Raw genomic sequence first — 18,299 nt, forward strand, 5'->3', positions numbered from 1 at the left:
CCTCCTCGAGCCTTCGGGGAGGGTTTTATACTTTTGTTACCACGCAAGACGTATCATCAGTCAAAGCAAAGGAGAAGCCTATGCAGTCCACCATGATGGATTTTCCGCTAACGCTCGTGCACCTCCTCGAGCGGGCCGGCCAGCTCTTTCCCAAAGAAGAAATCGTGACCCGCCTGCCCGATAAATCGCTCCACCGCTACACCTTTGGCGATTTTTACCGGCGCTCCCGCCAACTGGCTTCGGCCTTGCAGAAGGCGGGCCTGCAGAAGGGCGACCGCGTGGCCACCCTTTCCTGGAACACCTACGCGCACCTCGAGGCCTACTTCGGCATCCCGGTGGCCGGGGGGGTCTTGCACCCCCTCAACCTGCGGCTCCACCCCTCCGATATTGCCTACATCATCAACCACGCCCAGGACAAAATCCTGATTGTGGACGACGTGCTCCTCAAGCTCTACGAGGCGGTCAGGGAGCACGTAAAGCTCGAGCGGGTGCTGGTGGTGCCCCTTTCGGGCCAGCCGGTGCCGGAGGGCCTGGAAAGCTACGAGGACTTCCTGGCCTCAGGTGACCCGGATTTTGCCTACCCCAGCCTCGACGAGCGCGATGCCGCCGGAATGTGCTACACCTCCGGCACCACCGGGAAGCCCAAGGGGGTGGTGTACTCGCACCGCTCGATTGTGCTGCACAGTCTGGGTTCGGCCCTGCCGGATGCGCTGAACCTGGCCAGTACCGATGTGCTGCTGCCGGTGGTGCCCATGTTTCATGTGCTGGCCTGGGGGCTGCCCTTTACCGGGGTAATGACGGGTAGCAAGCTGGTGATGCCGGGGCCGCACCTGGACGCTGAGAGTTTACTGGACCTGTACGAATCGGAACACGTGACCAAGACTGCCGGCGTACCAACCATCTGGCTGGGGGTCTTGCAGGCGCTGCAAAAGGAGCCGGGGCGCTGGAAGCTGGAACCCATGGAGATGGTGGTGGGTGGCTCGGCAGCCCCCGAAGCCATGATTCGGGCTTTTGACCGGTTTGGTTTGAGGGTGCTGCACGCCTGGGGCATGACCGAGATGAGCCCCCTGGGCACCACCAGCCGCTTGAAGCGTCATCTGCGGGGTGATGCCGAAGTGGAGTACCGCTACCGGGCCAAGCAGGGCGTGCCAACCCCCCTGGTGGAGATTCGGGCGGTGGGTGAGCAGGGCGAGGTGCCCTGGGATGGGCAGTCGCTGGGAGAACTGCAGGTGCGCGGGCCCTGGGTGGCCAAAAGCTACTACAACCTCGAGGAAGAGTCGGACAAGTGGACCCCGGATGGCTGGTTCCGCACGGGCGATGTGGTGGCCATCGACCCCGAAGGCTATATCCGGATTGCCGACCGCACCAAGGATCTGATCAAGTCTGGGGGCGAGTGGATCAGCTCGATTGACCTCGAGAACGCCCTGATGGCCCACCCGGCGGTGAAGGAGGCCGCGGTCGTGGCCATCCCCGACCCCAAGTGGGATGAGCGCCCCCTGGCTGCCGTTGTACTGAAGGACGGGCAGCGTGTGACCCCCGAGGAGCTTCGGGCTTTCCTCGAGCCCAAGTTTGCCAAGTGGTGGCTGCCCGATGCCTATGTGTTTGTGGACGAAATCCCCCGCACCAGCACCGGCAAGTTTCTGAAGTCCAGGCTGCGCGAGCAGTTCAGCGACTACAAGACCCGAACGACCTCCGCCTGAGCCGCTCTTCTTAGCACAGAGCCATGACAGGGCGTATATTCTAGCCATGTCCAGCGCCATAGACCGCTTCTTGCAAGAAAACCTCGAGGCCTACCTGCAGCAAACCATCCGGCTCTGCGCCCAGCCCAGCGTCTCGGCCACCGGCGAGGGGGTGCTCGAGTGCGCCCATTTGGTAGAACAAGCCCTGCAACAACACGGCTTCCAGACCTGGAAGATCGAGGGCTACGGCAACCCGGTGATTGTGGGCCGGGCCAGGGGCCGATCCGAACGTACCCTGCTGTTTTACAACCACTACGACGTGCAACCCCCCGAGCCGCTGGAGCTGTGGGACTCGCCCCCCTTTGAGCCGCAAATCCGCGAGGGCAAGCTCTTTGCCCGTGGCGCCAAGGACGACAAGGGCGAGTTCATGGCCCGCCTGGCGGCGGTGGATGCGGTGCGGGCCGCCCATGGGGGCGAGCTGCCCTGCGGGGTGCTGTTTGTGGTGGAGGGCAACGAAGAGGTCGGCAGCCCCGGCATCGCCCGGTTTGTGCAAGACCACCTGGACTTACTCCGCTGCGACGGGGCCATCTGGGAGGAAGGCGGCATCGACTTCGAGGAGCGGCCTGGCACATCGCTCGGACGACGCGGCATTCTGGCAGTCGAGCTGGAAGTCCAGACCCTCTCCCGCGATGCCCACTCCGGCAGCGCCCACATCCTGCCCAGCGCAGCCTGGCGGATGGTGCGGGTGCTGGCCTCACTCAAGGACGAAAACGAACGCATCCTGATTCCTGGCTTCTACAACGACGTGAAGCCCATCTCGGAACTCGATCTGGAGTTGCTGCGCCGCCTGCCCGACAACGAACCCTACCTGCGCGAGACCTTCGAGGTGCGCGGGTTTGTGGGGGGGCTTACCGGCTTCGAGCTTAAAAAAGCCGTTTTCAACCCCACCTGCAACATTCAGGGCATCATTACCGGCTACCAGGGCCCGGGTAACAAGACCGTCATTCCGGCCAAAGCCTCGGCCAAGCTGGACTTCCGCCTGGTGCCCGACCAGGATCCCACCGACATCCTGAAAAAGCTACGCACCCACCTCGACGCCGAGGGCTTTACCGACGTGCGCATCACCTATACCGACTACATGTTCCCCGCCAGGTCGGAGGCCGACCACCCCCTGGTGCGGCTGGCCGCAAAGGCCGCCGAGGAGGTCTACCAGAAGCCCTACCAGCTTATCCCCCTCACCGGCGGCAGCTCGCCCGTTTATGCCTTTGCCAGGCCCCTGGGCATCCCGGTGATCGATGCGGGGGTAGGCTTTGGCATTACCAACCGCACCCACGCCCCCAACGAGAACATTCGTATCCAGGACTTCCACAACGCTGCGCGGCACATCGCCCGGATTCTGGATGGCTTTGCTGGTATTTGGGGGTAGCCTGAAGCGGTAGACTGAAAGCCCCACGCCGGCAGGGCAGGATGGCATCTGGGGCCGCGAAAGCTCAGGTGCAGCTTTACGGGACTTGCGTAGAATAAGTTTGTGATCCACATTCTCGACCTTCACGACCGGGCCCCCAGGGTGATTGCCTCGTTTGTGCTGGAAACAAAGGCGGGGCCGGTGCTTTTTGAAACCGGGCCCGAGTCGCGCTTCTCGGTGCTCCTGGATGGCCTCAATGCGCTGGGCTATGCGGCTTCGGACATTCGGCAAGTGTTCGTGACCCACATCCACCTCGACCACGCCGGGGCGGCCTGGCGTATGGCCGAGCGGGGGGCCACCATCTACGTTCACCCCAAAGGAGCGCCCCACCTGATAGACCCCAGCAAGCTCTGGGCCTCGGCCACGCGCATCTACGGCGAGCAGATGGAAGCCCTGTGGGGCCAGATGGGCTATGTGCCGGAGGAGCAGGTCGAGATTATCGAGGATGGCGAGGTCTTTCGGGTGGGCGAGTTCGAGATCAAGGCCCTCGAGACCCCCGGCCATGCCTACCACCACCACGCTTTTTTGATTGGCGACGCGTTGATTGGGGGTGATGTAACGGGGGTGAAGATCGGGCGCGGCCCGGTGCTGCCGCCCTGCCCCCCGCCGGAGATTCACATCGAAGCCTGGCTGGCCTCCCTCGGCAAAATTCGCGCCTTGAAGCCCCGCAAGCTCTACCTGACCCATTTTGGCCAGACCGAGGACGTGGAGCCCCACCTGAGCGCTCTGGAAGACAAACTGCTGGAGTGGGCCGACTGGATCAAGCAAAAGCTCAAGGCCGGCCAAACCCGCGAGCAGATGGTGCTCGAGTTTGAAGCCTACGTGGCCACTACCCTGCGGGCTGCGGGCCTCTCCGATGAGGAGGTGCAGGAGTACGAGTTTGCCGACCCCTCCTGGATGAGCGTGGACGGGCTGGTGCGCTACTGGAACAAGCACCATCCGGAAGAGGTGATGTCGTAGAGTTGATGCAATGCGAAGGATTGTCGGAGCTGTGTATGTCTCGCTGGACGGCGTAATGCAAGCCCCCGGCGGGCCGGAGGAGGACACCAGCGGGGGCTTTTCGTTGGGGGGCTGGATCTGGACCTATTCCGATGATACCACCCGTGAGGTGGTGCGGAGTTACTTGCTGGGGCCGTCCTACGAGCTACTGCTGGGGCGCAGAACCTACGACATTTTTGCGGCCTACTGGCCCCAGGTGCCCCCGGACAACCCCATTGCGGCGCGCTTCAACCCCACAGCCAAGTATGTGCTCACCAGCCGCGACCTGAGCCCCCCGTGGCACAACAGCCACCGGCTGAGCGGCCTGGAAGCGGTGCGGGCGCTCAAGGCCACCCCGGGCCCCGACCTGCTGGTGCAGGGGAGTTCGACGCTCTACCCCCAACTGCTGGGGGCGGGCTTGCTGGATCGGTTGATTGTTCAGATATTCCCGGTAACGCTGGGCCAGGGTAAGCGGCTCTTTGGCCAGGGAACACCGCCCGCGAGCCTGAAGCTGGTGAACAGCGTGGCCTCGAGCACCGGCGTGCTGATGGCTACCTATGAGCCCATGGGCCAGATGCCGCCCGTATCGTCTTTTTCTTGAGAGGTGTACATCGACGTGGCCTTTGCAGACGGACTAGAGTATGGGTATGGTCAAGCAAAAATACGTCTGCTGGCAGGAAGATAACCTGTGGCTGGGCTACTTGTTTCCAGGTTATGGGAAAGTAGCGGACTACACCACAACAGTGATATTTTTCAAGGTATGAACACCATCGCTGCAGACCTGGAAGGTACCCTCACCACCGGCGAAACCTGGCGGGGTATGGCGGCCTGGATGCAGGCCCACGGGCGGGCCGGGCAGTACCAGCGGTTTTTCTATCGGAATCTGCCAGGTGCAGTTGCTGCAAAAATGGGCTGGATAGACAAGCGGGCCTTCCAGGATCGCTTTATGGAAGGGGCTGCCAGGCTTTTGGCCGGACTCCGCTCGGAAGAACTGGTAGCGGTAAGCGAGTGGGTGGTCACCAACGAACTCTGGCCCAGGCGGCGGCTCCAGGTGCTCGACGAACTTCAGAAGATTCAGCAGCAGGAGCGCCGCCTGGTGTTGTGCTCGGCCACCTTCCAGCCCATCCTGGAGGCCTTTGCCCGGCGAATGGGCGAAGGGGTGGTGGCCCTGGGGACACCCCTCGAGATCGAAGGCGGCGTCTTTACCGGGCGGCTGCGGGGGCCGGTGCGCTCAGGGGTGCACAAAGCCGAGCACCTGCGTAAGCTGCTGCGTGGCGAGGCCCTCTTTGCGGCCTACGGCGATAGCCTGCCCGACCTGCCCATGCTCGAGCTGGCCGAAGAGCCGGTAGCGGTGTATCCCGAACCCAGGCTGCGCGAACTGGCCAAAAAGCGCAACTGGAGGGTCATCGAATGAGCCATTTCCCATTGCCACGCCCGGCCCGGATCGCAGTGATGGCCTCGGGGCGGGGCAGCAACCTGGAGGCCTTACTAAAGGCTTTCCCCCACGACAACCCGTTGGGCCACATCGTGCTGGTCATCTCCGACCGGCGCGAGGCTTTGGCCCTGCAAAAAGCTGTCGAAGCCCAGGTCGAGGCCGAATACGTACCCTGGCCCAAGAGCCGCGACCAGGGGGTGGCCTACAAAACCGGGCGCGAGCAGTTCGAGCGGGTTGCAGGCCAGCTCCTGCACGAACACCGCATAGACCTGATTCTCTTGGCGGGTTTTATGCGCCTGCTTTCGCCAGCGTTTGTGCAGGCCTGGCAGGGGCGCATCCTCAATATCCACCCCTCGCTATTGCCGCGGTTTCCGGGGCTAAACGCCCAGCGCCAGGCTTTGGAGGCCGGGGTGTCTGAGTCGGGCTGTACGGTGCATTTTGTGGATGCCGGCATGGACACCGGCCCCATCATTTTGCAGCGCCGGGTACCGGTACTGCCGGGCGATACCGAAGAAACCCTGGCCGCCCGCATCCTCGAGCAAGAACACCTGGCCTACCCCGAGGCGGTGCGAAGGGTGTTGCAGGGAAGGGTATAAGGCGCAGAGCGGCTATACCTTTGCCCAGACCCCTACCCCCTGCTCCCCAACCCCTGTTATTCTTGGCTGCGTGAAGGTCTTGGTGGTGGGTTCGGGTGGGCGAGAACATGCAATGTGCTGGAAGGTGGCGCAGTCGCCGCTGGTCAGCGAACTTTATGCTGCGCCGGGCAACCCCGGCATGGCCGAGTTGGCCGAGTGCGTTCCCTGGGATGGCGATGTGGGCCAACTGGCCGAGTGGGCCGACCGGGAAGGCATCGAACTGACCCTGGTGGGGCCCGAGGCGCCTTTGGTGGAGGGGATTGCCGATGCGTTTTTGGCCAGGGGACTCAAAATTTTCGGGCCTACCCAACAAGCTGCCATGATTGAGGGCTCCAAGGCTTTTGCCAAGGGGCTGATGGAGCGCCTGGGCATTCCTACCGCCAGGCACAAGACCTTCAGCGATGTGCTGGATGCGCTTTCCTACCTCGAGACAGTGGGGGCCCCCATCGTGGTCAAGGATTCCGGCCTGGCCGCCGGCAAAGGGGTCACGGTAGCCACCAGCCTCCAGCAAGCCAAACAGGCTGTGGCCAACATTCTTTCGGGAGCCGAGCAGGCCGAGGTTGTCATCGAGGAGTTTTTGAGCGGCCCGGAAGTAACCGTGCTGGCCGTGACCGATGGCATAACCATCCGGCCCCTGCTGCCCTCGCAGGATCACAAGCGCCTGCAAGACGGCGACACCGGCCCCATGACCGGCGGCATGGGCGCCATCTGCCCTTATCCCCTGGCTTCGGGCCTGATGACCGAGATTCTAGAGCGGGTACTCAAGCCCCTGGTAGATGGCCTCAGGGCCGAGGGAATTGTCTACAAAGGGGTTATTTACGCCGGTCTGATGTTGACCGACGAAGGGCCCAAGGTGCTGGAGTTCAACGCCCGCTTTGGCGACCCCGAGTGTCAGGCCATGCTGCCCCTCTTGGAAACCGACCTGCTCGAGCTGGCCCTGGCGGTGGTAGAGGACCGCCTGCACGAGGTAAAGCTCGAGTGGCACCCCTGGGCTTCGGCCTGCGTGGTGATGGCCGCGCCGGGCTACCCCGACGACCCCCACAAGGGCTTGCCCTTATCCCTACCCCTGCAGCCCCCCGAGCAGGTGCTCTACTTCCAGGCCGGAACCCGCCGGGGCCCCCAGGGCCTGCTGACCAACGGGGGCCGGGTGCTCAGCGTGGTGGGGTTGGGTGAGGATTTGAAGAAAGCGCTCGAGCGGGCCTATACCGGGGTGGCTGCAGTCAAGTTTGAGCACGCCCTATACCGGCGGGATATCGGGCGCAAGGTCGTAACCAACGTGGGGTAGCAGCCGATACTTTGATTTGGGGCCGAGCCGAAAGGCTCAATCCGAGCAGTCGCCAAGGGGGTACTTGTGCCCACAATATGGGCAGGGCCTCTGCAACTTGCAGGCTATAAAGCCCTGGGGCAACTCCATGCCACAGGCCAGGCAGAGCCGCTTGCTTTTATCTAATACCAGATTCGGTTAGTTCGGCTCCGGATGGCGGCGAACTAACAGGGCCGAAGTTATCCGCGTAGCGGAGGGCGATACCGCCCCTTGGAAGTTATCCGCGTAGCGGAGGGCGATACCGCCCCTTGGAAGGGAGACGCATTTTTTGCCGACCGTTCGGGAGGGGTGTGCTCTAGGATTCAAAAAGATAGCCTCTGGATCCGCGGCTGGATTGGGTGGAGGGGGCGAGGCTTCGCTCATGTTCCCAGGATGGTCTGAAGCAAACGATCGTGAATCAGGCCGTTTGAGGCCACCAGATAGCGGTTGCCCAGCCGATAGGCCTCGCCTTGTAAGTCTGTAACCTTACCCCCAGCCTCGGTGATGATCAGCCAGCCGGCGGCCACGTCCCAGGGGTTGAGCTTCACCTCCCAAAAACCATCCAGCCGGCCCGCGGCCACATACGCCAGGTCGAGGGCGGCGGCGCCGGGCCTGCGCACCATGAGCCCCTTGGCCAGCGCACGCTGGAAGTAGGTTACGTTTTCGGCATCTTTGCTCACATCGTAGGGAAAACCGGTAGCCAGGAGGCTGCCCAGCAGGGTATCCCTTGTAGAGACGTGGATGGGGCGACCATTTAGAAAGGCGCCCTGGCCCTTGATAGCGGTAAAAAGCTCATTGCGGGCAGTGTCGAGGATCACCCCCAGCACCACCTCGCCGTGGGCTTCCAGGCCAATGCTCACCGCATAAAAAGGAAATCCGTGGGCGTAGTTGACGGTGCCGTCCAGGGGGTCCACAATCCAGCGAAAGGCCCCTTCCTTGTCCTGGCCTTGCTCCTCGCCCAGCACCACGTGTTCGGGGTGGCGCGAGGCGATGAGTTCGCGTATGGCCGCTTCGGACTCGTGGTCGGCCTGGGTCACCACGTCGGTTGGGGTGGATTTGGTGCTTTGGGTAAAGCCTTTTTCCTGGTAGTACAGGTGGATGCCTCTGGCCAGATAAGCTGCGTCGAGGGCGGTTTGCAGGTACGCACGCAAGTCCATAGGGCAGATTCTATCGCGGTTTTTGCAGATTCTGCCGCCTTATTCGTTATCCGGGATCAATAAGTCGGCGTCCTCATCTTCCGATTCGACAGGGGAGTGGGAGGGCTTCTGGCAGGCCAGGTAGCGGGGTTGTTGAGCCAGGTCACGCAGTACCCTGGCTCCGCGCCAGCCCTGCGCGCTGGCTTCCCCCAGCAGCGTATAGGCGTTCTCGGGGGCCAACTCGAGCCATAGCCAGCCACCGGGTTTGAGGGCCTTCCAGGCATGGGGCAAGAGCTCGCGGGCCACGTTGAGCCCCTCGGGTCCAGCATAGAGGGCGCTGGGGTCTTCGTAGGCCAGTTCGGGTGGGGCCTCTGGGCGGTAGCTGTCGGGCAGGTAGGGCGGGTTGGAGACAATCAGATCCAGCTCGCTCAGGTCGGCGGTAAAGGGGGCCTCCAGGAAGGTGACCTCGAGGCCCAGGTTCAGGGCATTCCGCCGGGCCAGCTCGAGGGCCTTGGGATTGATGTCCGTGGCCCATACCGTGGCTTTGGGGCGTATGGTCTTGATGGCCAGGGCAATGGCCCCGCTGCCCGTGCCCACGTCCAGCACCCGGGTTTCTGCCTCCACCGACAGGTCGGCCAGGGCGTGTTCCACCAGCCCTTCGGTCTCGGGCCGGGGAATCAAGACCCCCCGCTCCACCCGTAGCCTTAGCCCATAAAACTCGGTCTCGCCCAGCAGCAGTTGGAGCGGGTAGCCGCTTAAGCGTAGATTCAGCATGGCCCAGGCGGCCTCTTCTACATCCGGCGGAACAGCCTGCATCAGCCGAGCCGCTAGCTGTTCGTCGTCCAGGCCAGCGGCATGGCCTACAATCCAGCGGGACTCGGCGGCGGGCTTTTGGGCGGTCTCGAGCTGCCGCTGGAATGCCCGTAAAAGTTCCAGATAGCTCCTACTCGTCGGATCCACCCTCTTCTGCTGCCGCGGGCTGGCTCCCATCCCGGGGCAGCACCACCACATGGCGCTCTTCCCCTTCCCCCACCGAGGTGGTGGTCACTTTGGGGTGTTGTTTGAGCATCACGTGAATCAGGCGCCGTTCGCTGGGGCGCATGGGCGGCAGCTCGATGGGCTGCCCGCTCACCTCTACCTGCAACACTGCATCGGAGGCCATGCGGCGGATGCGCTCCTCATTGCGGCGGCGGTAGCCGGCAGCATCCAGCACCACCCGATAGGCCGAGCCAAAGTGCTTGGCCATGGCCACATTGGCGATGAACTCGAGGCTTTGCAGGGTTTTGCCCTCCCGCCCGATTACCCGCCCGGAGTCGCCGCCCAGAATTTCCACCCGGAAAAGCTCCCCTTCCTGCACAATGTCCACCGAGTAAGCCGGGTCAAGCCGCAGCAATAGCCCCACCATAAAGTGCTCTAAAACACTTTTGGGGTCTTGCGCCGGGGTGGCCGGGGTCACGATGGGGGCTGCCTCTTCCTCCTTCAACACGACCTCCGGGGCGGTTTCATTCTCCCCGATCCCCAGGTCGGATAACAGATCATCAAGTCCTCGCTTTTTGTCATCCATATGCAATCGTCCGATTATAGCTTACCAGGCACGAACAAAAAGCACCCTTTAGTGGGGTGTGCGGGGTCGGTGCGTAAACTGCTGCAAACCTTGGCTAAGCGCGCTTTAGAGAGCTGGTATTGCAAAAAATGCGCGTAGGCAGGCGACCTGGTCGGGTATTAGACCCCCCATCTAGCCTCCCCCGTGGAGGGAGGAAGAAGAGGTTTTACTTCATGTATCGGCCCTCGTGGGTGCGAGCAGATTAAGTTTGCTATGACTTGTTAGCAGAGAAAATTGCTGAGGAACGTACTGTAAATTCCCAGAAGTTCCATCAGGATTTCCACGATGCCCACCTTCTTCTATAGGAATGTGTCAAACCGACTGCGCAATGTCAATTGCGCAGTCGGTTTATCGGCTGGGGTTTAAGAACCAAACTGCTAGCTGGCTGCGGAGGGTTTTCCAATCCCAAGCTGCTTGTTTATTAAGTACTGCTGACCTACACCCAGTATCGTGAACAAGGTGTAATACAGGTTTACCCCCGCAGGAAAGCTAAATAGAATAAAGGCAAAGACTAGATTAATTATTATCCCTTGCCGAATGGCATCTTTGTTTCCTGCTGCGGTCATCAGCGTGGATAAGAAAATGACCAGTATGTAAATGACGGGAAGAATGTAGAACGGATCGGGTAATGCCAGGTCTGGAACCCAAAGAAATCCTTGACCAAACTCATAGCCCGACATGATTTTGAACATCAAGAACAGGATGGGCATCTGCAAGAGCAGGGGAAAGCAGCCTCCCAGGGGGTTAATTTTGTGCTCCTGGTAGAGCTTCATCATCTCCTCTTGCTGCTTCTCCTTGTTGTCCTTGTATTTTTCCTGGATTTTCTTCATCAGGGGCTGGATTTTCTGCATTTCGGCCATGCTCTTGTATTGTTGATGCATCAAGGGCCAAAACAGTATCCGAATCAGGATTGTGATCAGCACGATTGCCAACAGCCAGCTGCCCCCTGCCAGTCGGTGGGCCTCTTCAAACAGCCACAGCAGCCCCAGCGAAATTTGACCCCAGATATTGGGCTGGAAAACCCCGGGTAGCTCGTAGAAGTTTTCTACACTGAGCCGCACCAGCTCGTTGGCGCCGCCATATACCTTGAGGCCGAAGCCACCCGCCGGAACCGAAATCTCGGCAATACCGGCCCCGTTGAGCTGGGTCAGGGTGATGGGGGTGGGGGTCTGGGGGCGCACGAACATGGCAAAACCTGTGCTTTTCTGGGTTTGCCAGCCTACGTACACTGCGGGCCCCTGCCCTGCGTTGAGGGGCTCCTGATTGCCCTGGCCCAGCCACTTGGTGATGGGGCTATCGGTGCCGCCAATACCGGTCCAGACCAGCTTGCGGGGGCTGGGGCTTTGCACCTCCACATCAATAGTCAGGAAGCGGGGGTGGATGGTGTAGGTAAGGGTGGTTTCTCCATTGCTGAAGCGGGCGATAAAGTCGGCGTCGGGGTTGCCCTGTTCGCGGCGGATAAACTCACGCTGGCTGGGGGAGAAGCCCTCGAGGGTTCCGGGCAAGGCCTGGCCGACCCGAACCAGGTTGGGGGCGCGGTCGTAGTTGCCCTTGAAGTCGGTAGCGCGCACGGTCTTGATGTACCAGCCTGCAATTTGCCCTTGCTCGTTAAAGGCAATGTCGGCCAGGTTGGTGACGGCCACCTTTTCGGGCTTGCCATCTTTGTTGACGTCCACATCGCGCCACTCGGGCGTGAGGGCAAAGGCGGGGGCCAGGGCAAACAAAGCCAAACTTGTCCAGAACCAGCGTTTCATCCAGTAGCTCCTTTTATTTCAGCGAGTCCAGGGGGTTCCAGCGGACTCTGGGGCGTTCTTGGGGTACGTAATCCAGCCCGCCGGGGTGCAGGGGGTGGCACTTCAGAATGCGCTTGGTGCTCAGGTACAAACCCCAAAAAGGCCCGTGGCGCTCCAGGGCCTCCAGCGCATAGTGGCTACAGGTAGGGTAAAAGCGACAGGTGGGCGGCTTCAAAGGCGAAATAAAGCGCCGATAAAAACGCACGCTCCCCATCAGAATTTGATTCAACATTTCAGACCAACACTCCAGGTTCCCACAATAGGGCAAACCAACCTGTGTCATTGTACCAGCCCGCTCTTTTTTAGGGCATGGGTTAAATCTTTGAGTAAGTCCCAGTAGGAGGCAGTTACTGCCTCGGCTTGGGCCACGATCACCATCTCGCAGGGCGGCAGATGCATTTTTCTTAGAATTTCCCGCAGGCGACGGCGAATCTTGTTGCGTACAGTGGCTTTTTTGGAAACTTTGTTGGACACCACAATGCCTACCCGCACCGGATTGAAGGCTGTAGGGCGTAGCGGAAACCAGCGCACGGTCAGGTACTTTCCACGCCCTACACGCCCTCCCCGAAGGCGCTGGAAGGCTTTTTCTCCCTTGAGTGAAGAGAACGGCATGGGAACAGGTGAGGGGCCAGGGATAAGGCCAGGGATAAGGGAAGAATGATAGGTTTTCTGCCCCCTGACCCCTTCCCCCGGTACTTTAGAGGTAAAAAAACTCCCCAGAAGCGGGGAGCTATGCGAACACCCTGGGCCTAACGGCTCAGTTGAGGTTCGCTGCTAACGCTTAGCTTTACACGGCCTTTGGCACGGCGGCGAGCCAGCACCTTGCGGCCTCCGGCGGTCTTCATGCGGGCCCGGAAACCATGGGTTTTGGCCCGCTTGCGCTTGTTGGGTTGCCAAGTGCGTTTCATCGCTTCCTCCAAAGCTGGCCAGGGTTGCGACCCCTGATTTGCCAGACAAAAGTTCTGCCGGGTCGAGCCAGGCAACCCTAAAAGTGTAGCACAACTGCGCGGAGGCGGGAAGCGGGGTACGGTTGGCGTACAAAAAAAGCGGTGGGAAGGGCAAGCCAGGAGGAAGATGCTAGGCGATGGAAAATCTGCGGAGGTAGGGCCTTAGAAACGCTGTCCCTCGAGCCGATCCAGAGGTAGCCAGTCTCCATGACAAAAAAACGAACTTTTCCGCAATGCCTGTAATATAACGTTTTTTTGCAAATGACGCCACAAAACGTTGACATGCAGGGAGTGCCTGGTTATACTCAGCCCCAACCAAACGCTCGTTTGTTCGTATCTAGGACTGACGCAAGCAACGACATTGCTTTTCAGATAAGCTTGAGACAGACCATAGCTAAGGAGGGCCGGTGCAGCTTAGGGTAGAGAATGTGACGCTCAACTTTGGTGGCGTGAATGCGCTCAGTGGGGTTTCCCTCGAGGTCGCCCAGGGCGAGCTGGTAGCGGTAATTGGCCCCAACGGGGCGGGCAAGACCAGCCTTCTGAACTGCATATCGGGCTTCTATCACCCCAGTACGGGCCGCATCACCTTTGAGGGGCACGACCTGACCCACGCTTCCCCCCACCAGGTCACCCAGTACGGCATTGCCCGGGCCTTCCAGAACATCGAACTTTTCACCGGCATGTCGGTGCTGGAAAACCTCTTGATGGCCCGCCACACCTTTGGGCATTACAACCTGCTGGACAACATCCTGATTTATGGCCGGGCCATGCGGGTGGGGGTGGAGAACCGCCGCTTCTGCGAGGAGATTATCGACTTCATGGAACTCGAGCCCTACCGCAAAGCCCTGGTTGGCGATCTGCCCTACGGGGTACGCAAACGGGTCGAGGTCGCCCGGGCGCTGGCCCTCTCGCCCAAGCTGCTGCTCCTCGATGAGCCCATGGCCGGCATGACCCTGGAAGAAAAAGAAGACATGGTGCGCTTCATCCTGGACATCCGGGCCGAGCGGGGCACTACCATTATTCTTATCGAGCACGACCTGGGGGTAGTGATGGATATCTCCGACCGGGTCTATGTGCTCGATTTCGGCCAGGTGATTGCCTCTGGCCTCCCCGAAGAGGTTAGCCAGAACCCCAGGGTGCAGGAAGCCTATGTGGGGGTGGATCATGCGGCTTAGGCGGTCTCAGGTCTTCGGTCCAGGAAGCAAAAGTACCTCCGACCTGCAACCTGCAACCTGTGACCTGTGGCCTGTTTGGGGAGGTTGCCCATGATGCCCTCCGGCTACGAACTCAAAAAATATACCCTTCCGCAAGTCCTGCGGATGCGCGCTGAACAGACACCAGGGCGGGTCGCTATCCGCAAGAAGGATTTTGGCATCTGGAACGAGATTACCTATGCCGACTACTACCGGCACGTAACCAATTTCGCTGCAGGGTTGCTCTCGCTGGGCTTTCAGCCTGGTGAACGGCTGGCGGTGATTGCCGACAACATTCCGGAGTGGCTCTACGCCGAACTGGCGGCACAGTCCTTGGGGGGTATCTCGGTAGGGGTCTATCAATCCTCGCTGCCACCCGAGATTGCTTACGTGCTGTCCTACACCGGAGCGGCCTTTGTGGTAGCCGAAGACCAGGAGCAGGTGGATAAGCTGCTGGAAATCCGTAGTGAAATTCCCAGTGTGCGTAAGGTGATCTACCAGGACCCCAGAGGCATGCGGGTCTACGCCGACGATCCCTGGATTATGGGCTTTGAGGCGGTGGAGAAACTGGGCGAGGCGTATCTCAAACAGCACCCCAGAGCTGTTGAGGAACGCATTGCTTTGGGTAAGCCCGAGGATGTGTGTCATCTTTCCCTTACTTCCGGCACTACCGGCAGACCCAAGGCGGCCATGCTGATGCACCGCAACCTGCTGCACATGGGGGTGGCCTTGCAGGAGGTAGACCCCCTCGAGCTCACCGACGACTACCTTTCCTTCCTGCCCTTTGCCTGGATTGGCGAGCAGATGATGTCGGTGGGGATGGCGCTAGCGGGCGGGTTTGCCGTCAACATGCCCGAGTCGGTGGAAACCGCCATGAGCGACCTGAAGGAAATCGGGCCCCACGTAATGTTCAGTCCTCCCCGGGTTTGGGAGGGCACCCAGAGCCAAATTTGGGTGCGTATCTCCGAGACCTATGCCTTCAACCGCTGGGTTTACCAGCAGATGCTCAAAATCGGTTACCGTGCTGCCGACTACCGCATGCATGGCAAGCCCATGCCGCTGGGTCTGCGGCTTGCCTACTGGTTCGCCGACCAGATCATGTTCAAGCCGCTGCGCGACCAGCTTGGCTTTTTGCGGCTGCGTCGGGCCTATACCGGGGGGGCGGCGCTGGGGCCGGATGTCTTCCGCTTCTATCACGCCATTGGGGTCAACCTCAAGCAAATCTACGGCCAGACCGAGATAATCGGAATTGCCTTTGTGCACCGCGACGGCGATGTGCGGGCCGATACGGTGGGGGTGCCGATTCCCGGTGGCGAGGTCAAAATTAGCGAACGGGGCGAAATCCTCTGTCGCTCGGATGCAGTGGTAGCGGGCTACTGGCAGAACCCCGAGGCCACCGCCGAGACCTTCGCGGATGGTTGGCTACATACGGGCGACGCCGGCTACCTGACACCCGAGGGGCACCTGGTGGTCATTGACCGTGTCTCGGATGTGATGCACACCAGCACCCAGCAGATGTTCAGTCCCCAGTTCATCGAGAACAAACTCAAGTTCAGCCCCTATATCAAAGAAGCCGTGGTGTTTGGCGATCAGAAACCCTACCTGACGGCCTTCATCAATGTAGACCCGCAAACCGTGGGCAAGTGGGCTGAGGACAACCGGATCGCCTACACCACCTATATTGACCTCTCGCAAAAACCGCAGGTGGCCGAACTTATCCGTAGGGAGGTCAGGGCCGTCAATGATGGGCTGCCCGAGCACCTGCGGATCAAGCGCTTCGTACTCTTGTACAAGCTGCTCGATGCCGATGATGACGAGCTGACCCGCACCGGTAAGGTACGTCGCAAGTTCATTGTGCAGCGCTACCAACCTCTTGTGGATGCGCTGTATAGCCAAACCAGCAAGGTGCAGGTAGATACCGAGTTCAAATACCAGGATGGTACGGTGCAAAAGGTATCTACCGAGGTGAGTGTGTTGGAAGCCGACAGCAGCAAAGAACTGGTAGGCGCGTAGGAGGGGCCGTGATTGACTTTGTGCAGAACCTCATCTCCGGGATTGCGGTGGGCTGTATCTATGCCCTGGCGGCCCTGGGGTTTGTGCTGGTTTATAAATCCAGCCGGGTGATCAATTTTTCCAACGGGCAGTTCATCGCCATCGGGGCTTTTCTGGCCTATGCGCTGGCGGTATGGGCCAAGCTGCCGGTTTTGCTGGCGGCCCTGCTGGCCATGTTGCTCACAGCCGGGCTGGGCTTTCTGGTAGAACGGGTTTTCTTGCGCAGAATGGTGGGACAGCCGATCATCTCGGTAATCATGGTGACCATTGGGCTGGCCAGCGTGCTGGACGGGCTGATGTACCTGACCCCGTTCGGCTCGGGCAACTTTACCTTTCCGCAGTTTTTGCCGCAGGGCGGCCTTAACCTGGGGGGCATCAGCATTTCGTACCCGCAGCTTTTGGCCATCGGCTTTACTGCCCTCTTTTTAGTGCTATTTGGCTGGTTTTTCCAGCGCTCGGTGCTGGGGGTTTCGATGCGGGCGGTGGCCGATGACCAGATGGCCTCCATGAGCGTGGGGGTCTCGGTACAGCGGGTGTTTGCCCTGGCCTGGGCAGTAGCGGGCCTGACCGCGGCTGCTGCAGGCATTGTGGTGGGGGCGGTCTCGGGCCTGAACCAGGACGGTCTAATAGCCATCGGGCTGGCGGTCTTCCCGGCGGTGATTCTGGGGGGGCTGGACTCTGTGCCGGGGGCGGTGGTGGGGGGGATTATCATCGGCATCCTGCAATCTTTGTCCACGGCCTACCTGGACGGGCTCTTCAGTCAGATTGGGCTGGTGGGAGGGGGTTCGCAGTATGTGATGCCTTTTGTTGTGCTCCTGGTCATGCTGTGGTTCAAGCCGCATGGGTTGTTTGGTACGGAGGAGATCGAGCGGGTATGAGAAAGCCAGTAGCCAAAGGTCAAAAGCTAAAGGCCAAAAACCTTAGCGGCCTCGAGCCCTTAGCCTTCAGCTTTCAGCCTAGCGGAGTCACCTATGCGTAACCCTTGGGCCCAGACCGGCAACTACCGCACCTCCTATGTGCAAGACACCACTATCTTTGCCAACTACCGCGAGATTGTCTCGGTGGTATTGCTGCTTTTGGCCCTGTGTATCCTGCCGATGTTGTTAGAGCGCTCGCAGGTGCTGGTGCTCAACTTCATCCTGATTTATGCCATTGCGGTGCTGGGGCTCAATATCACCACCGGCTACGCTGGCCTGATCAGCGTGGGGCAGGCGGCTTTTATGGGGGTGGGGGCCTACACCGTGGCCCTGAGCGCGCCCAACCTGCCCTTCTGGCTCACCATTCCCCTGGGGGGTATCACCGCGGCCATCATCGGATTCATCGTGGGGATTCCCAGCCTCCGGGTCAAGCACCTTTACCTGGCCCTGGCTACCCTTGCGTTTCAGGAGATTTTCGTCTGGGTGGTGGGGCGCAGTCCGGCGCTGGCCCAGGGGGCTGCGATTCCGGTGGAGATGCGTAACTTCCTGGGCCTCGAGATTGGCTTTCGCAACCACAACTACTTCTGGTACTACGTCATTCTGTTTGTGCTGGTGCTGATGGTAATCGCCTGGCGTAACCTGCTGCGGGGCAAATATGGTCGCGCCCTCATTGCGGTGCGTGACAACGACCGTGCCGCCGATGCGATGGGCATGGACCCGGGTCGTACCAAACTCTTTGCATTTGCCTTGGGTGCTTTTTATGGTGGTATCGCCGGGGGGTTGTTGGCCTACATGCAGCGGGCCGTGGTGGTGGAAGAGTTTACCCTGACCCGTTCGGTGGCGCTTCTGGCCATGGCCATTGTGGGCGGTCTGGGAACCGTAGTGGGAAGCCTGCTGGGCCCGGCTTTTATCGAGTTTTTGCGGCTCTATATGGAGCGGCTGTCGGAATGGATGAAAGCCAATCCCTTCGTTCAGAGTATTACCCCAGCCGGTGTGGACGTGGCCTCAGCCTTGTTGCCCCTTTCCTTTGGCCTGGTAATTGTGCTGTTCCTGGTCTTTGAGCCAAGGGGGCTATACAACTGGTGGCGGCTCTTGCGAAGTTATTTCCGAACGTGGCCGTTCAAGTATTGAGGCCGATGGCCGGTAGCTAAGAAAACCTGGGC

General features: G+C 60.5%; 18 protein-coding genes. 11 read left to right on the plus strand and 7 right to left on the minus strand.

The annotated features are described in order from the left end of the window. Nucleotides 1-80: 80 nt before the first annotated feature. From Q0X23_RS07020 to purD, 7 genes are all read left to right on the plus strand, one after another. Entirely contained in the window at nt 81-1,700 is a 1,620-nt protein-coding gene (locus Q0X23_RS07020; protein ID WP_297859639.1) for a long-chain fatty acid--CoA ligase, read from the plus strand. Nucleotides 1,701-1,746: 46 nt separating this feature from the next. Then, nucleotides 1,747-3,105, plus strand: coding sequence for a M20/M25/M40 family metallo-hydrolase (locus tag Q0X23_RS07025; RefSeq protein WP_297859640.1), 1,359 nt, complete (start codon nt 1,747-1,749; stop codon nt 3,103-3,105). Nucleotides 3,106-3,207: 102 nt separating this feature from the next. Then, nucleotides 3,208-4,104, plus strand: coding sequence for an MBL fold metallo-hydrolase (locus Q0X23_RS07030; protein WP_297859641.1), 897 nt, complete (start codon nt 3,208-3,210; stop codon nt 4,102-4,104). Nucleotides 4,105-4,114: 10 nt separating this feature from the next. After that, complete coding sequence (locus tag Q0X23_RS07035; protein ID WP_297859642.1) at nt 4,115-4,723, plus strand: dihydrofolate reductase family protein; 609 nt, start codon at nt 4,115-4,117, stop codon at nt 4,721-4,723. Nucleotides 4,724-4,882: 159 nt separating this feature from the next. Next, a complete protein-coding gene (locus tag Q0X23_RS07040; protein WP_297859643.1) occupies nt 4,883-5,536 on the plus strand; it encodes an HAD family phosphatase in 654 nt (217 codons plus the stop codon). Beyond that, nucleotides 5,533-6,153, plus strand: a complete 621-nt coding sequence (gene purN, locus Q0X23_RS07045) for a phosphoribosylglycinamide formyltransferase (protein WP_297859644.1) — start codon at nt 5,533-5,535, stop codon at nt 6,151-6,153. The genes Q0X23_RS07040 and purN overlap by 4 nt, the downstream gene beginning before the upstream one ends. 70 nt (nt 6,154-6,223) lie before the next feature. After that, on the plus strand, nt 6,224-7,477 hold the full coding sequence (gene purD / locus Q0X23_RS07050; RefSeq protein WP_297859645.1) for a phosphoribosylamine--glycine ligase: 1,254 nt from the start codon (nt 6,224-6,226) through the stop codon (nt 7,475-7,477). A gap of 398 nt (nt 7,478-7,875) precedes the next feature. On the opposite strand, the gene Q0X23_RS07055 is transcribed toward purD, so the two are convergent. The 7 genes from Q0X23_RS07055 to rpmH all read right to left on the minus strand — a co-directional run bounded on the left by Q0X23_RS07055 (nt 7,876) and on the right by rpmH (nt 12,935). Continuing rightward, complete coding sequence (locus Q0X23_RS07055; RefSeq protein WP_297859646.1) at nt 7,876-8,652, minus strand: inositol monophosphatase family protein; 777 nt, start codon at nt 8,650-8,652, stop codon at nt 7,876-7,878. A 39-nt stretch (nt 8,653-8,691) separates the two neighbouring features. Next, complete coding sequence (gene prmC, locus Q0X23_RS07060) at nt 8,692-9,591, minus strand: peptide chain release factor N(5)-glutamine methyltransferase (protein ID WP_297859647.1); 900 nt, start codon at nt 9,589-9,591, stop codon at nt 8,692-8,694. Next, entirely contained in the window at nt 9,575-10,195 is a 621-nt protein-coding gene (locus tag Q0X23_RS07065) for a R3H domain-containing nucleic acid-binding protein (RefSeq protein WP_297859648.1), read from the minus strand. The genes prmC and Q0X23_RS07065 overlap by 17 nt, the downstream gene beginning before the upstream one ends. Nucleotides 10,196-10,611: 416 nt before the next feature. Further along, nucleotides 10,612-11,988 (minus strand): YidC/Oxa1 family membrane protein insertase, encoded by a 1,377-nt coding sequence (locus Q0X23_RS07070; protein ID WP_297859649.1) that lies wholly within the window; start codon nt 11,986-11,988, stop codon nt 10,612-10,614. Between the two features lie 13 nt (nt 11,989-12,001). Beyond that, nucleotides 12,002-12,259, minus strand: a complete 258-nt coding sequence (gene yidD / locus Q0X23_RS07075; protein ID WP_186814635.1) for a membrane protein insertion efficiency factor YidD — start codon at nt 12,257-12,259, stop codon at nt 12,002-12,004. 47 nt (nt 12,260-12,306) lie between these two features. Next, nucleotides 12,307-12,639, minus strand: a complete 333-nt coding sequence (rnpA, locus tag Q0X23_RS07080) for a ribonuclease P protein component (protein ID WP_297859650.1) — start codon at nt 12,637-12,639, stop codon at nt 12,307-12,309. Between the two features lie 137 nt (nt 12,640-12,776). Next, nucleotides 12,777-12,935, minus strand: coding sequence for a 50S ribosomal protein L34 (rpmH, locus tag Q0X23_RS07085; RefSeq protein WP_119341620.1), 159 nt, complete (start codon nt 12,933-12,935; stop codon nt 12,777-12,779). Nucleotides 12,936-13,381: 446 nt separating this feature from the next. Between rpmH and Q0X23_RS07090 the strand changes: the two genes are divergently transcribed. The 4 genes from Q0X23_RS07090 (at nt 13,382) to Q0X23_RS07105 (ending at nt 18,267) form a co-directional block, all read left to right on the plus strand. Further along, nucleotides 13,382-14,149 (plus strand): ABC transporter ATP-binding protein, encoded by a 768-nt coding sequence (locus Q0X23_RS07090; protein WP_297859651.1) that lies wholly within the window; start codon nt 13,382-13,384, stop codon nt 14,147-14,149. Between the two features lie 90 nt (nt 14,150-14,239). Next, entirely contained in the window at nt 14,240-16,180 is a 1,941-nt protein-coding gene (locus tag Q0X23_RS07095; protein WP_297859652.1) for a long-chain fatty acid--CoA ligase, read from the plus strand. 8 nt (nt 16,181-16,188) lie between these two features. Beyond that, on the plus strand, nt 16,189-17,097 hold the full coding sequence (locus Q0X23_RS07100) for a branched-chain amino acid ABC transporter permease (RefSeq protein ID WP_119341617.1): 909 nt from the start codon (nt 16,189-16,191) through the stop codon (nt 17,095-17,097). A 93-nt stretch (nt 17,098-17,190) separates the two neighbouring features. Next, nucleotides 17,191-18,267, plus strand: coding sequence for a branched-chain amino acid ABC transporter permease (locus tag Q0X23_RS07105; protein ID WP_297859653.1), 1,077 nt, complete (start codon nt 17,191-17,193; stop codon nt 18,265-18,267). Nucleotides 18,268-18,299 lie beyond the last annotated feature (32 nt).

This window comes from Meiothermus sp. (genome assembly GCF_026004115.1).
GTDB lineage: Bacteria > Deinococcota > Deinococci > Deinococcales > Thermaceae > Meiothermus.

What these genes read in the sequence shown, in the direction of transcription:
- rpmH (WP_119341620.1), bottom strand. Translation starts at nt 12,935, where the DNA reads ATGAAACGCACTTGGCAACCCAACAAGCGCAAGCGGGCCAAAACCCAT.
- Q0X23_RS07095 (WP_297859652.1), top strand. Translation starts at nt 14,240, where the DNA reads ATGATGCCCTCCGGCTACGAACTCAAAAAATATACCCTTCCGCAAGTC.
- rnpA (WP_297859650.1), bottom strand. Translation starts at nt 12,639, where the DNA reads ATGCCGTTCTCTTCACTCAAGGGAGAAAAAGCCTTCCAGCGCCTTCGG.
- Q0X23_RS07105 (WP_297859653.1), top strand. Translation starts at nt 17,191, where the DNA reads ATGCGTAACCCTTGGGCCCAGACCGGCAACTACCGCACCTCCTATGTG.
- yidD (WP_186814635.1), bottom strand. Translation starts at nt 12,259, where the DNA reads ATGTTGAATCAAATTCTGATGGGGAGCGTGCGTTTTTATCGGCGCTTT.
- Q0X23_RS07070 (WP_297859649.1), bottom strand. Translation starts at nt 11,988, where the DNA reads ATGAAACGCTGGTTCTGGACAAGTTTGGCTTTGTTTGCCCTGGCCCCC.
- Q0X23_RS07035 (WP_297859642.1), top strand. Translation starts at nt 4,115, where the DNA reads ATGCGAAGGATTGTCGGAGCTGTGTATGTCTCGCTGGACGGCGTAATG.
- Q0X23_RS07020 (WP_297859639.1), top strand. Translation starts at nt 81, where the DNA reads ATGCAGTCCACCATGATGGATTTTCCGCTAACGCTCGTGCACCTCCTC.
- Q0X23_RS07055 (WP_297859646.1), bottom strand. Translation starts at nt 8,652, where the DNA reads ATGGACTTGCGTGCGTACCTGCAAACCGCCCTCGACGCAGCTTATCTG.
- Q0X23_RS07040 (WP_297859643.1), top strand. Translation starts at nt 4,883, where the DNA reads ATGAACACCATCGCTGCAGACCTGGAAGGTACCCTCACCACCGGCGAA.
- Q0X23_RS07065 (WP_297859648.1), bottom strand. Translation starts at nt 10,195, where the DNA reads ATGGATGACAAAAAGCGAGGACTTGATGATCTGTTATCCGACCTGGGG.
- Q0X23_RS07025 (WP_297859640.1), top strand. Translation starts at nt 1,747, where the DNA reads ATGTCCAGCGCCATAGACCGCTTCTTGCAAGAAAACCTCGAGGCCTAC.
- purN (WP_297859644.1), top strand. Translation starts at nt 5,533, where the DNA reads ATGAGCCATTTCCCATTGCCACGCCCGGCCCGGATCGCAGTGATGGCC.